Raw genomic sequence first — 14,049 nt, 5'->3', positions numbered from 1 at the left:
CGATGGCCCTTCGATGCGGGTATCCGGATGGCGGATGCGGGGTCTTCCATTTGGCGAGATGTATCATCGGTGGCAGCCAACGGCGCCGATGCCGCCAGTCGAACTTGTTTGTGATCCGGATTGAGGCAAACGACACTATGCCGTGACATTCATCATCGCGGCCTTGCCGCGTTCCCAGCAGGCGTGAATCTTTTCATATTAAGAGCATACTTACACGACTAGACAAAAGGTACTCTTGGGCGTGTATTGCGTTAGGGGAATAAAGAGCTTTTAGCTTGGGGGAGAGGCAGTGGCTGCTTGGTTCGAAGACCTTCCGTTGGACTTCGCTCGGGATGAGACGAGGACCGCGGCCCAGTTGGTTGCAACCGCATTCCCTTCGAGTGCTGAACTTCAGATGTTCGCCGACAGCATCGGACTGGATGGTGGGGCAATCAACTTCGCCCAGACGCCAAGGCTGATTGTCGCGAGCCTGCTGAAACAGGCTCGCCTTTCGGACCGCATGCCATCGTTGATCAGCGAACTGCTGAAAGATCCAGCCCTTGCTGCCCTTCACCCAGCGCTCCTGAACTTGATCAAGGGATACGAAGGGTCGCTTGCCGCGGCAGCACTACGAAAAAAGCCTTCATTGGCCACTTTGGCGTTGCTGCCATCGAGCGTCGATATTTGGAGCAGCGACGAGGCTTCAGCCAAACCTTTGGCATCGCCCGGCCTTGAGAAGATCGTCAACGCTGCCGCTGGGTTTGCCAATCCCGCGGAGTTCAGGACACGCCTGGCTGAAGCCGAGGTGCGAACCGCGCGCATAGACATAGGGGGGCACGCCAAAGGCACCGGATTCCTCGTAGGCGACAGCCTGCTGTTGACAAACTACCACGTCGTGGAAAAGGGGGTTGTGGGCGGCGTCGCTGTCTTCGACAACAGTATTTCGCCGCTCGGCGTTCAGAATGCCGGACGGTCGGTAAGCTTCGCGGCAGATTGGTTGGTCGCCAGCAGCCAGCATGCAGCCGTAAGTGCGGAGGTTGGTCCGGACGGGCCGCCGCCCGGAACTTGGGACTTCGCCCTCGTGCGGCTTTCGGAGCCAGTTGCTGCGCAGGCCATCGGGCCGGATCCGAAAGCGGCCGGTGCGGATCGGCGTGGGCGCTACCAGTTGGACGGCAATACATATCTCTTTGATCCGGCGGAACCGGTGTTCATCGTCGGCCATCCCGACGGGCGTCCGGTGCAGTTTTCATACGCCAGCCCCTCCAGTGCAAAGCTTACCAAGAACTCGAATCGCGTGCGTTATGGCACCAATACCGAGGGGGGATCGTCGGGCTCGCCGGTGTTCAACCGCGACTGGCGGGTTGTCGCCTTGCATCATGCCGCCGGACCAACGAACAAGCCCGGTGACTTCAACCTTAAAGAGAAGAATTTCAACCAGGGCATTCCCCTCAACGGCCTTGTCGGGGAACTCAAGCGTCAACTTGCCGACAAGCCGGCGGCGCTGAAAGAACTCGGATTGGAATAGGCCGATGTCGATCATTCTGCCCTTCGGCCGTCCGGCCGTCGATATCGTCGGCGGCTCGTTTGAAGCGCCCAACATGCCATGGGCCTTGTTGGGCGAGCCGGCAAACAGAACCCGGCTGGAAAGCGCAATAGCCGCCGTGGGTCGCGTCGACATCGTCGGACATCCCGCCATAAAGTGGAGTGGCACTGCCTTCGTCGTCGGCCCCGATCTGCTGATGACCAAGGCTTTGAGCGGCTTGGCAATAGTAGAGGAGAACGGGGTCTATTCATTCGAGAAGGGCATGTCGGCGTTCGTCGATTTTGGCCATGAGCGCGAGTCGTCGAACGCTCCAAGGGCAAAGATCGAGGATATCTTGTATGTGGACCCTATCAGTGGAATTGAACTTGTAAGGGCAAAGCTACCGCCCGGCATCTCACCGTTGAAACTTTCGCTCGAAGGGTTCGAATCGCTGCAAAACCGTCAGGTGGCCGTTATCGGCTACCCGGCATGGGACCCTCGCTCGGAGCCAGCTCAACTGCAGCAACTGTTTCGCGGCATTGTTGACGTCAAGCGGCTGCTTCCCGGTCGTATTTTGGGGCACGAGGCCTATAAATGGCGTGGTGCCGGCTCGTCGGACGTACTGATTCACGATTGCACGACCACGGGCGGCTGTGGCGGCGCACCGCTTGTCGACATTGTTTCGGGCACGGTTGTTGGAATTCATTTCGCCGGCGTGTTCCTCTCAAAGAACTATGCCATCCCGGCTGCAGCGCTTGACCTGGATCCGCGCTTTGCCCAATCCGGCGTCCTGTTCGCAGCCAAGCAAGCAACGCCGGGGCCGCATGACCCGCCTTCCTCTGATTCAAATCATGCCGGGCTTGAAACATCAGTGCCGAGCCTCTCGGAACCCATGACTGCCGCCAGAGCCGCAATGGCAAAGCTGGCCGCAGGCGGCACCATTGACGAACAATCGATTGACGACCTTGAGGCGATCATCGTGCCTGACCGTAGCAGGTCGCTTCAACCTGCCCAAACCGCCACGCTTGAGGCGATCATATTTGGAGCCGGCAGACCGGCTCTGCCTGCCCAATCCTGGTTGAGCGCGGCCGACGGCGAGTGGAAGGATGTCCTGAAAAGTTACGAGCCGCGAATCGACCTTGCATTACGATCGGTAGGCAAACTGCTCACCGACGTCGATCAGGACGATTGGCGAGGGACGGCGTTTCTGGTTGGTGAGAGATTGGCCCTGACGGCGTCTTTCGGACTCACCGGATTTGTCGATGGCACAGGAACGCACGCAACCCTCAAACCGGGCGCGAAGGTGGCGATCGACTTCAGCGACGCGCTGGGTCGGGAGCCAAAGTCCGCGCTTGCAGCCGTAGTTGGCGTCAAGTTCCTTCATCCTTTCTTCAGTCTCGCTTTGCTTGAGGTCGAACGGCCGCCCAAGGGGACCGGCGCTTTGAACCTTGCAGCACAATTACCCTCCCAACTGGCCGGCCGCCCGGTCGCATTGCTGTCCTTTGCCGCGACGGAACAGTCGGGCGGATTGCTCGTCCAGCCCGGCAAAGCGCTTCAGATCGGCCAGATACCGGGCTCGGCGGGTGTTCCGGCTTTGATACACGATTGCACATCCGCCGCGGGCTCTGCCGGCGGACCGGTGATCGACCTCGGCACCGGCTATGCGATCGGCGTCCATACGCATAGATCAGAAGTGGGCTCCGGCATGGCACAAGCCGTATGGGAGTTTGCCCGCGACCCCTACGTCTGGGAGTACGCAATTGGCCTGCGTCCAGACCCGCGGCCTTCATGGTTGGGCAATTGGGACGCCGGTCTGCTGCCCACCATCGCGCAACCGGCACCGCCGAAGCCGGAGGCTCCAGTCAAGCGTTGGACAGTTGACGATGTGCCGATAGTTTGGAGCCTTCCCGAGCCCGTTCAGCTCGAGAAGTTGCTTTTGGTGATTCCGCCGCAAATGGCTCTGTATGCCGCTGAAACCGCGGGCTTGCAGCTTGGCAGCCTGAATGCCAATGCCGAACCAAAGATCCTTTGGCGAGCGATATTGAACCAGTGTTCTCTTGCGGGCGTCCTGCGGCGCATGCTTGAGGAGATCGCAAACGACTATGCGGGGCTGGCGCCGAAATTGCGCGCATTTCTGTGAGCAGCAAGCGGCTGGCGGCGGGCGAGCACCGCCAAATTGAGCTCACTGAACCAGAATACGCGTGTCGCGCTGCATAGGGTAGCGTCGCGATAACCGACGTTGCGCGGACGTCTCAGCGCTTGGGCCCAAACCCGGGGTAGGGCGCGAGCGGCACCACTGCGGCGATGTCCATCATGCCGGCCTTGACCAGCGGCAGAGTGGCGAGATGGCCGCGCACGTCGGCGTCGCTGCCGGCTTCGAACATCATGCCGCTGCCCGGAATGTCGCCGCGGTTCCACACCTGGCGCACCGCACCCTCGGCATAGAGCGTACGGCGCTGTTCGGCCTCGCCGGGCAAAAGGGGCGCGAAGTCGGCGTCGCTGAACTTTTCGGTGTTGCGGGTGAGAAGGGCAAAGAACTGCATGGCGGTCTCCTATGGTTGCGATGCTCAAATTATTGCTGCCGCTGGCCAGACTGTCCAAGACTGAGTAGGCTAAAGTTGAGACCCAATGGGACTTAAAGCCTTGGAGAAAGAATGTTCGACCTGCGCCAGCTCCGCTATTTCGTCACTGTCGCCGAAGCAGGCACTGTCGGCCGTGCCGCCGAACTCCTGCATATCTCGCAGTCGCCGCTCAGCCGCCAGATCATGCAGCTCGAGGCGCAGCTTGGCGTCACCCTGTTCGAGCGGGCGAAGCAGCGCGTTCACCTCAATGCCGAGGGGCAGGCCTTTCTTGCCGAGGCGAGGGCGCTTCTCGCGGGCGCCGGTCGACTGGAGGCGCTCGGCCGTGACCTTGCAGCCGGCACCGCCGGCCGCCTTGCCATAGGCTACGTCGAGGGCGCGGTGCATGCCGGGCTGGTCGGCCGGATGCTGCGGCAATTCCGCAGCGACCGGCCGCGGCTGCATCTTAGCCTGATGAGCCTGCGCTCGGCCGCCCAGCTCGAGGGGCTGCGCCAACGTACGCTCGATCTCGGCTTGGTCTATTCGCCGCCGCCGGCCAACTATCCTGAAATTGCCTCGACGTTGGTCCGGCGGGAGCCGCTGGTTTTGGCGATACCCGAGGGCGATGCGCTTACCGCCGTTGCCGACATCCGCCCGCATCATCTCGACGGCCGCACCTGGATCACCGTGGTGCGCCAGCCCGCCGACTCCAACCGCGGCCAGTTCCTCGCCGCCTGCATCGAGGCCGGTTTCATGCCCGACATCGCCTACGAGACGGCGGATCCCCTGACATCGCTCGGCCTGGTCAGCGCCGGGCTCGGCCTGGCGACGGTGCAGGCAAGCCTGCAAAGCGCCGCACCGTCAGGGATCGTGTTCCGCGACCTGCCGTGGTTCAAACGCAACGTCTCGATCCATCTGGCCTGGCGGCGGCAGGACAAGCGGGCGGTGATTGCGGAGTTGAGGGGGGCAGTAGGGCAGTAGGCAGTAGGCAGTAGGCAGTAGGCAGTAGGCAGTAGGGGTGGCGCTCGCGGCACCTCACACAACGCCTACTGCCCAATCCCTACTGCCTAACCCATCACATCTTATCAATCACCGACTGCACACCCTCGGTCGGCGCATCGACCGACGAGCCCGCCACCATGATGGCGGCGACGATGGCTTCGGGGTCTTCGATCACCAGGGGTTTGACCCGCTGCGCGGTGTGGATGAAGCCTTCGCTCGACATATGGTCGATCAGCGCCAGCATCGGATTCCAGAACCCTTTGACGTTGGCAAAGACGATCGGCTTGCGGTGATGGCCGAGCTGGCCCCAGGTCATGACCTCGACGATCTCCTCGACCGTGCCGATGCCGCCCGGCAGCGCCACAAAGGCGTCGGATTTTTCGAACATCTTGTGCTTGCGCTCGTGCATGTTGTCGGTGATCAGCAACTCGTCGAGCCGGTCAAGCGCGGTTTCGGTCGCCTCCTTGTTGATGAGGAAGCGCGGAATAATGCCCGTTACCTTGCCGCCGGCCTTGAGCGCGCCTTCGGCGACGGCGCCCATAATGCCTTTGGTGCCGCCGCCATAGACCAGCCGCAGGCCGGATTTGGCGAGCGAGCGGCCGAGCAGGTGTCCGGCCTTGGCGTAGATTTCATCGCGGCCCGGAGACGAGCCGCAGTAGACGCAGACGGATCGAATCGTGTTCATGCGTGATTGGTGATTGGGTCTGAATGCGGGGTCAAGCCCCAGAGGCTGACAAGCCCGGGCTTTTTCTTGTCGGTTCCGGCAAAACACGCTAGACCGGCGTTAGGTGGCTAAGGGGCAGGGGAAATATGGCTGTTAATCCATTGAAGGCGTTTCTGTTCGCGGCGGGTGGGACCGTCGCGGTCATCGGAACCGCTTATATATCGGGCGCACTCGACCCGTATCTCAATCCCACGCCGCCGGCGGAGATTGCGTCGCTGACACCGCCGGCTGACAAGCCAGCCGATTCGGGGACCGAGGGAAGGCTGCCGCCAGCGCCTGCTGCACCCACCGATGCCAAGGCTGTGCCGGCACCGGCGCCCGCCGACGCGACGGCTCCCGCTACAGAAGCAGCCGCTCCGGCAACACCTGCCGCGCCCGCTGCTGCCCCGGCAACTCCAGCACCGGCCGCGGCCGGCCCGGTTGTGCCGAGCTTCGATGTTGTGCGCGTCGAAAGCAACGGCTCGATCGTCGTTGCCGGCAATGCCGCGCCCAATGCCAAGGTCGAGATCCTCAACGGCTCGACAGTGCTCGGCTCGACGGTCGCCGGTCCGGACGGTGCCTTTGTCATCGTTCTCGACGATCCGCTGAAGCCCGGCGACTATACGATTGCGCTGCGCTCGACGACCGGCGATGTGGTTACGCCTTCGGTGCAGACCGCCGTCGTTTCGGTTCCCAAGGACGCAGCCGGCCAGGTGCTGGCGATGGTCGAGGAGCCGGGCAAGCCGGCTGAACTGCTGACCGTTCCGGCGCCCGAGACCAAGCCTGCGGCGCCGGCCACCGGCGATCAGGCCGCGGCTCCGGCCGCCGAGGCGCCCGCCGCACCGGCACCTGCCGCCCCGGCCGAACCTGCGCCGGCCGCCCCGGCCGCCGTGGATGCCGCAGCAACTCCGGCGGCACCGGCCCCGGCAGCAACGCCGCCGGCTGCGGCAGTGGCCGAACCCAAGATCGTCGTCGAGGCGGTCGAGATCGACGGCAACAAGATCTTCGTTGCCGGTCTCGCCGATGCCGGCCGCAAGGTGCGCGCCTATGCCAACGATATCCTGCTCGGCGATGCCACGACTTCTCCCGACGGTCATTTCCTGGTCGAGGCGACGCGCGACATCCCGGTCGGCAGCTACACCATCCATGTCGACGGTCTCGATGCCGACGGCGTGAAGGTGGTGGCGCGTGCCGCCGTGCCGTTCGAGCGCGAACCGGGCGAAGCGGTCGCAGCTGTGGCGCCCGCAGAGACCAAGCCGGCCGACGCAAAACCTGCTGAACCGAAGCCGGCCGCACCGGCTGCTGCCGAAGCTCCGGCTGCGCCGGCCCCTGCAGCGCCGGCCACGGTCGCGGCTGCCCCGGCCGAGCCTGCACCGGCTCCTGCGGCCGAAGCGCCAGCCCCGGTGGTTGCCGAGGCCCCGGCAGCGCCCGCTACCGAGGCTCCGGCTGTCGTCGCGGCGGCAACACCCGACGTGCCCGAGACGGTGGCGCCGAAACTCGAACATGCCGACGGCGCCGTCATCATCCGCCGCAACGACACGCTGTGGCGGATCTCGCGGCGGGTCTATGGTCATGGCGTACGCTACTCGACCATTTATCTCGCCAACCAGGACCAGATCAGCGATCCCGACCGCATCTGGCCGGGACAGGTTTTCAAGGTTCCGGAAAAGTCGAAGGAAGGCGAAGCCGCCGACCTCAAGGCCATGGGCGAGCAAGCGACGACGGCGCCGGTGAAGGCGCAGTAAGTGATTGGCTAATCTCCCCCCTTGAGGGGGAGATGGCCGGCAGGCCAGAAGGGGTCGCCGCGCGTCAATCGCTGGCCTTCTCTTCGCTGCAAACGACGTCGCGTCAGGACGTACCGACCCCCTTTGTCGCCTTCGGCGACATCTCCCCCTCAAGGGGGGAGACTAGTCGCACTCTACCCATCGGGTTAGCTTGCCCTGCACCCGTTCATCGTCTATCGCCGATGAACGATGGCCCACTCCCTCTCTGAACAAGATCACGCAAACTGCGCACCGCCCGCCAGCCGCGCCGTCGCCGCTCGCTTCGCGGCGCTCTCGCACCCGGCGCGCATCGAGATCCTGAAACATTTGTCGGCCAGCAAGTCCTGCTGCTGCCGCGAGGTTGTCGACCATCTCGATCTGGCGCAGTCCACCGTTTCCCAGCATCTGAAGATCCTGGTCGAGGCCGGCCTGGTCCGCTTCCAGCCTGACCGCCAGCGCTCGCGCTATGAAGTCGACCGCGCAGCGCTCGCCGATGTTTCTGCATCGCTGACCGCGCTCGTCAATTCCTGCTGCTCCGGCCGCTGACTCCCACCCAAAAGGCAAGAAAAGTGGCAGAAAAAACCGTTTCCGACACCTCGACCTTCAGCACACTGCGCAATCTGTGGCCGTATATGTGGCCGGCCGATCGCGCTGATCTGAGAGCCCGCGTCACCTGGGCGACGCTGCTTCTGGTCGTCGCAAAGCTGACGCTGGTCGCCGGTCCGTACTTCTTCAAATGGGCAACCGATGCACTGGCCGGCGACGCCAAATCGCCGCCGCCTTTGCCGTCCTTCCTGCTGGCGCCGGTCATGCTGGTCGTCGCCTACAATGTCGTTCGGCTGGTGCAGCTCGGCTTCAACCAGCTGCGCGACGCGCTGTTTGCCCGCGTCGGCCAATATGCGGTGCGCCAGCTTGCTTTCCGCACCTTCGTCCACATGCATCAGCTGTCGCTGCGCTTTCACCTCGAGCGCCGCACCGGCGGCCTGTCGCGCATCATCGAGCGCGGCACCAAGGGCATCGAAACGATCGTGCGCTTCATCATGCTGAACACGGCGCCGACCATTCTCGAATTCGCGCTGACCACCGGCATCTTCGCGTACACCTATGGCTGGAAATATGTGGTCGTGGTTGCGGCCACCGTCTGGCTCTACGTCTGGTTCACGGTCCGCGCCAGCGACTGGCGCATCTCGATCCGCCGCGACATGAACGACAGCGACACCGACGCCAACACCAAGGCGATCGATTCGCTGCTCAATTTCGAGACCGTCAAATATTTCAACAACGAGGGCATGGAGGCCGAGCGCTTCGACCGTTCGATGGCGCGCTATGAGATGGCCGCGACCCGAATCTGGACCTCGCTCGGCTGGCTGAACTTCGGCCAGGGCATCATTTTCGGCCTCGGCACCGTCATCGTCATGTGCATGTCGGCGCTGGAGGTGCAGGCCGGCACGCAGAGCGTCGGCGATTTCGTCTTCATCAACGCCATGCTGGTGCAGCTTTCGGTGCCGCTCAATTTCATCGGCTTCATCTATCGCGAAATCCGCCAGGGGCTGACCGACATCGAGCAGATGTTCGACCTGCTCGACGTGCCGCAAGAAATCACCGACAAGCCCGATGCCAGGCCGCTCGCCGTCTCGGCCGGCAAGGTCGAGTTCCGCGACGTGCACTTTGCCTATGATCCCAACCGCAAGATCCTGAAGGGCGTGTCCTTCGAGGTGCCGGCCGGCAAGACGGTGGCCATTGTCGGCCCGTCGGGCGCCGGAAAATCGACCATTTCGCGGCTGCTGTTCCGCTTCTACGATGTCCAGGGCGGTCAGGTGCTGATCGACGGCCAGGATGTCCGTGACGTGACGCAGGAGAGCCTGCGCGGCGCGATCGGCATGGTGCCGCAGGACACCGTGCTGTTCAACGACACCATCGCCTACAACATCCGCTACGGCCGCGTCGGCGCCAGCGAGGCGGATGTCGAGAAGGCAGCCGAACTCGCCCAGATTGGCCCGTTCATCGCACGGTTGCCCGAGGGCTACCGCTCGATGGTCGGCGAGCGCGGGCTAAAACTGTCGGGCGGCGAAAAGCAGCGCGTGGCGATCGCCCGCACGATTTTGAAGGCGCCGCCGATCCTCATGCTCGACGAGGCGACCTCGGCGCTGGACAGTCACACCGAGCAGGAAATCCAGGCAGCCCTCGACCTGGTCAGCAAGGGCCGCACCACCATCGTCATCGCGCACCGGCTGTCGACGGTGATCACCGCCGACGAGATCATCGTGCTCAAGGACGGCCAGATCGCCGAACGCGGCACCCATGCCGAGCTGATGCGCAAACACGGCCTCTACGCCTCGATGTGGGACCGCCAGCGCGAGGCGACAGAAGCCGAGGAGAGGCTGCGGATTGCACGCGAGAGCGACGAGTTGGGGGTTATTGTGCGCAGGCGCACTTCGGAGGTGAGCTAGCGCGGCGCTTTCCCTTCTCCCCTTGTGGGAGAAGGTGTCGCCGCAGGCGACGGATGAGGGGTGTTCCAGGGAACGCCAACGCCTCACTCCGCTGGAACACCCCTCATCCGTCTCGGCGCTGTGCGCCGATCCACCTTCTCCCACAGGGGGAGAAGGGAAGAACGCGCCATGCGAAAATTCCCTCTTGACCTCAACCTAAGCTGAGATCGCAAACCCGTTCCTGAGCCACCGAACCCAAGTCGTTCAAGAACGGAGATAGATTGGAATGGACCAACTCAATCAACAGCTTGCCGATGCAGCCGTGTTCCGGGTCGACAAATTCGTCGTCCCCGCCCAGGCGCGCGAGGAAATCCTTCGCAAGGTCAGGGTGACGCATGAATTGCTGCGCGTGCAACGAGGCTTCGTGCAGGATTTCGTGCTCGAGCAATTTTCGGGGCCGGGCGAATTCAACCTCGTCACCATTGTCGAATGGGAGAACCAGGCGGCGGTGGACAATGTCGTGCCGATCGTCAAGGCGGCGCATGAAAGGGCGGGCTTCAACCCGCAGGAGACCATCGCCCGGCTGGGCGTGAAGGCCGACATCGCCAACTATCAGCGTCTGCCCGAACTGTAAGAGGGCCAGCCGACGCCAGGTGCAGGCGCTTCGACGCTCAGCACCTGGCCGCTGCGGGCATCGCTGACCATATGCTCGAAGCCGCGCCATTCGGCGGCGACGATGAACAGTGTCGTGCCGTCGGGTCCGCCCAGCATGCAGGCAAAGCAGCCGCGGTCGGCATTGACAGTCTGCAGGACCTCACCACCTTCGCGCACCCGCACGCAGCGCTTGTTGGGCACATCTGCATACCAGGCAGCCCCTTCGGCATCGAGGCAGATGCCGTCGGGAAAGCCGTCGAGATCGGCCCATACGCGGCGGTTGGCAAGGCTGCCGTCGGCAGCGATGTCGAAAGCGGTCAGCCGGTTGGCATGCGATTCCGCGACGATCAGCGTCTTGTTATCCGGCGTCACCGCCATGCCATTGGCAAAGGCGATGCTCTCGGCTACCTGCCGGATCGTGCCATCCGGCATGATCAGAGCGATGCTGCCCGGGCCGAAATGCTCTCCCGGCGCCGGCGCCGGTCCGCCGCCATTGACATAGATGTTGCCGCGCCCGTCGACGACGATCTCGTTCCACGGGCTTTTCGACAGCGATCGAAGATCGGCATGAGTGGCCAGCGTTCCATCCGCCTCCTGCCGCAGCAGCAGACCCTCGCGCCCCGAGATGACCAGCAGCCGCCCATCCGGCAGCCAGTCGATCGAATAGGGGAGGACGGCCGGTATTGTGAGCACGACCTCGCTCTTGCCGTCGGCCTCGACGGCGACAATCTCGCCGGTGCCCCAATTGCAGACCCAAAGGCGTCCGTCATGCCAGCGCGGCGACTCCCCGAAAGCGAGGCCGGCGGCAACGAGATGCGTTTGGTTCTGCATTGGAGGACACTCCTTGTTGGAGCGCCGTCATGGCAAAGGTCGGCGCCGTCTCACCAAGGACGGGCGAGCGGGTGTCTCCCCGACAGCAAGCCTAACGTTTTTCGCTCAGGAAGAACGTTCCGTCGGCATGGCCGTTGGCGCCGCAGGATGGCGGTTCGGATCTGTCATCCTTGCCGGTGCCGCTCTGCTCGACGACAAGCGCATCGCCGTCGCGGCGAACGGTGAAGACAAAGCCGGTCGGTTTGTCATTGTCGTCGGTGTCGACCAGCCGCAAGGTCTTGCCCTTCTCAACGGTGCCACCGATGTCGCACGCACCGCTTCCCGACACGGGGTTGGTGACAATCTCTGCCGAAATCTCGAGCTTGCCCGCGCCTGCGGCCTTGATTTCGACCGTGCCACGGACACTGCTCCATGTGCCGATCAAACCTGCATCCGACGGCTTGCGGATGCCGGCCAGGAAGGTCGCCCGGTCGCGCAGGAATTCGCCGAGGTCGAAAGTCTGCTGTTCCTTGGGTGTGTTTTCGTTGAAGCCGGCGATCTGGTCGCGATAGGCGATGAAATCGCTCTGGTCGTCCCGCAGCGCTTTGCCGGCATGAGCATCGAGCGTCTTTAGCACCGCGGCATAGGCCTTCGCCACATCGGCATCGGCTTGCCCCAGAACCGGGTCGGCGCAGATGGCCTTTTCCGCCACGCTGGCGGCTTTGGCGCAGTCGAAGGATGGCTTGCCCTGCGCCGCTGCGGGATCGCTCGTTGCCAAAAGGGCGGTCAAAACAGCAACCATCGCTGCCAATCGCGTGGCAGTGAGCGGCGCTTTCCCTGATTTCGGCATCATGGGCGGTCGGCCTTTTCGCCGCGCACTGAACCAGCGGTGGCTGGAATTCTGCCGGCAAAGCCGCCGACAGGCAAGCACGTCGCCGTTGCTGCCGGCTGTGGCCGACGCGGCCTTGCCCAATGTTGCGTTGCGACGACGGAGCCTTTCCGGTATTGAGGCCGGACCTGAAACAGGGACTGCCCCCATCCCATGAGCTCCATCCAATGAGCCTCGTCGACTCGGTCAAGAATGCCTTCGTTCCGATCCACCGCGAAGGCTATCCGTTCATTGCCGCCTTTGGCGCGGGCACGCTGTTCCTCGGCTATTTCTCCTCGGTGCTGTTCTGGATCGGCCTGATCCTGACCGCATGGTGCGTCTATTTCTTCCGCGATCCCGAGCGCATCACGCCGGTCGACGACCGGCTGGTGGTGAGCCCGGCCGACGGCATCATCTCAGCGGTCGGGCCGGCCGTGCCGCCGCGCGAACTTGGCCTCGGTTCCACCGAGATGACCCGCATCTCGGTGTTCATGAACGTCTTTTCCTGCCACGTGAACCGCGCCCCGGTGCGTGGCCGCATCACCAAAATCGAGCACCGGCCGGGCAAATTCCTCAATGCCGAACTCGACAAGGCAAGTTCGGAGAATGAGCGCAACGGGCTGGTCATCGACAGCCCCAACGGCACCGTCGCCGCCGTGCAGATCGCCGGCCTGGTGGCACGCCGCATCGTCTGCTGGGCCGAGACCGGCGGCTCGATCGCCATTGGCGAACGCTTTGGGCTGATCCGCTTCGGCTCGCGCGTCGACGTCTTCCTGCCCTCGACCGCCGTGCCGCGTGTCGCCGTCGGTCAGACGGCGGTCGGCGGCGAAACTGTGCTCGCCGAATTCGGCGGCATCGCCGCAACCCCGCTCGTCAGGATCTCGTAAGCGGTGGGCGCGCCGTTCAAAAAGTTCGAGGCTCACGGCAGCGGCGGCCCGCGCATCCGCGAAATCCCGATGCGCATGGTGCTGCCCAATCTGGTCACCGTGCTTGCCATCTGTGCCGGCCTGTCCGGTATCCGCTTCGGCTTCGAAGGCCGTTTCGAGCCGGCAGTGGTGATGGTGCTGCTCGCCGCCTTCCTCGACGGCATAGACGGGCGCCTGGCGCGCATGCTGAAGGCGACGTCCAAATTCGGCGCGCAGATGGATTCGCTGGCCGACATCGTCAACTTTGGCGTCGCCCCGGCGCTGGTGCTCTATGCCTTCCTGCTCGACCGCGCGGGATCGCCAGGCTGGATCGCGGTGCTGCTGTTTGCCATCGCCTGCGGCTTAAGACTGGCGCGCTTCAACGTGCTCGATGAAGACCACGATCGCCCGATCTGGCAGAGTGAGTATTTCGTCGGCGTGCCGGCGCCGGCAGGCGCCGTGCTGGTCATGCTGCCGCTTTATTTGTCGTTCCTGCGCGTTGGCGTTGAGCCCAGCCGTACCGCCGCCTTCGTCGCCAGCGGCTTCACCATCCTGGTCGCCTTCCTGTTGGTCAGCCGGCTGCCGGTCTACTCCGGCAAAAGCCTGAAAGTGCCGGGCGACAAGGTGTTGCCGATCATCCTTGCGGTGGTGCTCTACGTGCTGCTGCTGATGACCTATCCCTGGTACACGCTGACCGCCTCAGTCGCCGGCTATCTCATCTTCCTGCCGTTCAGCGTGCGCGCCTATTCGAAACGCGCCCTGCGCGAGGGTGAGAAGGTCCCGCCTTCGGATATCGGGTAGAGTCGCGCAGCCACGCTCGGTCGAGTTCCTTCACAACCCCCCTCTGTCCTGCCCC

At 63.7% G+C, this 14,049-nt stretch carries 13 protein-coding genes; 9 read left to right on the top strand and 4 right to left on the bottom strand.

Going from position 1 to position 14,049, the window contains the following annotated elements; translation table 11 throughout:
- Positions 1-394 precede the first annotated feature (394 nt).
- Entirely contained in the window at positions 395-1,504 is a 1,110-nt protein-coding gene (locus AC1DYC_RS25680) for a trypsin-like serine peptidase (RefSeq protein WP_477410566.1), read from the top strand.
- Between the two features lie 4 nt (positions 1,505-1,508).
- Positions 1,509-3,641, top strand: a complete 2,133-nt coding sequence (locus AC1DYC_RS25675) for a trypsin-like serine peptidase (RefSeq protein WP_477410565.1) — start codon at positions 1,509-1,511, stop codon at positions 3,639-3,641.
- Positions 3,642-3,753: 112 nt separating this feature from the next.
- Here the strand turns inward: AC1DYC_RS25675 and AC1DYC_RS25670 are convergent, their stop codons facing one another.
- The gene (locus AC1DYC_RS25670) at positions 3,754-4,044 is read right to left on the bottom strand and encodes a muconolactone Delta-isomerase family protein (RefSeq protein ID WP_112624347.1); all 291 of its coding nucleotides are present in this window, start codon (positions 4,042-4,044) and stop codon (positions 3,754-3,756) included.
- A gap of 111 nt (positions 4,045-4,155) precedes the next feature.
- Between AC1DYC_RS25670 and AC1DYC_RS25665 the strand changes: the two genes are divergently transcribed.
- On the top strand, positions 4,156-5,040 hold the full coding sequence (locus tag AC1DYC_RS25665) for a LysR substrate-binding domain-containing protein (RefSeq protein WP_477410564.1): 885 nt from the start codon (positions 4,156-4,158) through the stop codon (positions 5,038-5,040).
- 94 nt (positions 5,041-5,134) lie between these two features.
- Here AC1DYC_RS25665 and AC1DYC_RS25660 read toward each other — a convergent pair whose 3' ends face one another.
- On the bottom strand, positions 5,135-5,746 hold the full coding sequence (locus tag AC1DYC_RS25660; protein ID WP_477410563.1) for an LOG family protein: 612 nt from the start codon (positions 5,744-5,746) through the stop codon (positions 5,135-5,137).
- 125 nt (positions 5,747-5,871) lie between these two features.
- Between AC1DYC_RS25660 and AC1DYC_RS25655 the strand changes: the two genes are divergently transcribed.
- The 4 genes from AC1DYC_RS25655 to AC1DYC_RS25640 all read left to right on the top strand — a co-directional run bounded on the left by AC1DYC_RS25655 (position 5,872) and on the right by AC1DYC_RS25640 (position 10,590).
- Positions 5,872-7,509, top strand: coding sequence for a LysM peptidoglycan-binding domain-containing protein (locus AC1DYC_RS25655; RefSeq protein ID WP_477410562.1), 1,638 nt, complete (start codon positions 5,872-5,874; stop codon positions 7,507-7,509).
- A 228-nt stretch (positions 7,510-7,737) separates the two neighbouring features.
- Positions 7,738-8,073, top strand: a complete 336-nt coding sequence (locus tag AC1DYC_RS25650) for an ArsR/SmtB family transcription factor (RefSeq protein WP_477410561.1) — start codon at positions 7,738-7,740, stop codon at positions 8,071-8,073.
- Between the two features lie 23 nt (positions 8,074-8,096).
- Positions 8,097-9,977, top strand: a complete 1,881-nt coding sequence (locus AC1DYC_RS25645) for an ABCB family ABC transporter ATP-binding protein/permease (protein WP_477410560.1) — start codon at positions 8,097-8,099, stop codon at positions 9,975-9,977.
- A gap of 265 nt (positions 9,978-10,242) precedes the next feature.
- The gene (locus tag AC1DYC_RS25640; RefSeq protein ID WP_477410559.1) at positions 10,243-10,590 is read left to right on the top strand and encodes an antibiotic biosynthesis monooxygenase; all 348 of its coding nucleotides are present in this window, start codon (positions 10,243-10,245) and stop codon (positions 10,588-10,590) included.
- Here AC1DYC_RS25640 and AC1DYC_RS25635 read toward each other — a convergent pair.
- A complete protein-coding gene (locus AC1DYC_RS25635) occupies positions 10,569-11,441 on the bottom strand; it encodes an SMP-30/gluconolactonase/LRE family protein (protein WP_477410558.1) in 873 nt (290 codons plus the stop codon). The genes AC1DYC_RS25640 and AC1DYC_RS25635 overlap by 22 nt on opposite strands.
- Positions 11,442-11,532: 91 nt before the next feature.
- On the bottom strand, positions 11,533-12,222 hold the full coding sequence (locus AC1DYC_RS25630) for a lysozyme inhibitor LprI family protein (RefSeq protein WP_477410557.1): 690 nt from the start codon (positions 12,220-12,222) through the stop codon (positions 11,533-11,535).
- Positions 12,223-12,476: 254 nt separating this feature from the next.
- Between AC1DYC_RS25630 and AC1DYC_RS25625 the strand changes: the two genes are divergently transcribed.
- Together AC1DYC_RS25625 and AC1DYC_RS25620 are read left to right on the top strand one after the other, a co-directional pair.
- Complete coding sequence (locus AC1DYC_RS25625) at positions 12,477-13,175, top strand: phosphatidylserine decarboxylase (RefSeq protein WP_477410556.1); 699 nt, start codon at positions 12,477-12,479, stop codon at positions 13,173-13,175.
- Positions 13,176-13,178: 3 nt separating this feature from the next.
- Complete coding sequence (locus AC1DYC_RS25620; RefSeq protein ID WP_477288171.1) at positions 13,179-13,994, top strand: CDP-alcohol phosphatidyltransferase family protein; 816 nt, start codon at positions 13,179-13,181, stop codon at positions 13,992-13,994.
- Positions 13,995-14,049: the final 55 nt, after the last annotated feature.

It is taken from the genome of Mesorhizobium sp. P2_E7, from assembly GCF_056403855.1.
The sequence above is the reverse complement of the archived record's forward strand: the minus strand, read 5'-3'. Positions and strand labels throughout refer to the sequence as shown.

What these genes read in the sequence shown, in the direction of transcription:
- AC1DYC_RS25655 (WP_477410562.1), top strand. Translation starts at nt 5,872, where the DNA reads ATGGCTGTTAATCCATTGAAGGCGTTTCTGTTCGCGGCGGGTGGGACC.
- AC1DYC_RS25665 (WP_477410564.1), top strand. Translation starts at nt 4,156, where the DNA reads ATGTTCGACCTGCGCCAGCTCCGCTATTTCGTCACTGTCGCCGAAGCA.
- AC1DYC_RS25640 (WP_477410559.1), top strand. Translation starts at nt 10,243, where the DNA reads ATGGACCAACTCAATCAACAGCTTGCCGATGCAGCCGTGTTCCGGGTC.
- AC1DYC_RS25675 (WP_477410565.1), top strand. Translation starts at nt 1,509, where the DNA reads ATGTCGATCATTCTGCCCTTCGGCCGTCCGGCCGTCGATATCGTCGGC.
- AC1DYC_RS25650 (WP_477410561.1), top strand. Translation starts at nt 7,738, where the DNA reads ATGGCCCACTCCCTCTCTGAACAAGATCACGCAAACTGCGCACCGCCC.
- AC1DYC_RS25625 (WP_477410556.1), top strand. Translation starts at nt 12,477, where the DNA reads ATGAGCCTCGTCGACTCGGTCAAGAATGCCTTCGTTCCGATCCACCGC.
- AC1DYC_RS25670 (WP_112624347.1), bottom strand. Translation starts at nt 4,044, where the DNA reads ATGCAGTTCTTTGCCCTTCTCACCCGCAACACCGAAAAGTTCAGCGAC.
- AC1DYC_RS25680 (WP_477410566.1), top strand. Translation starts at nt 395, where the DNA reads ATGTTCGCCGACAGCATCGGACTGGATGGTGGGGCAATCAACTTCGCC.
- AC1DYC_RS25630 (WP_477410557.1), bottom strand. Translation starts at nt 12,222, where the DNA reads ATGGTTGCTGTTTTGACCGCCCTTTTGGCAACGAGCGATCCCGCAGCG.
- AC1DYC_RS25635 (WP_477410558.1), bottom strand. Translation starts at nt 11,441, where the DNA reads ATGCAGAACCAAACGCATCTCGTTGCCGCCGGCCTCGCTTTCGGGGAG.
- AC1DYC_RS25660 (WP_477410563.1), bottom strand. Translation starts at nt 5,746, where the DNA reads ATGAACACGATTCGATCCGTCTGCGTCTACTGCGGCTCGTCTCCGGGC.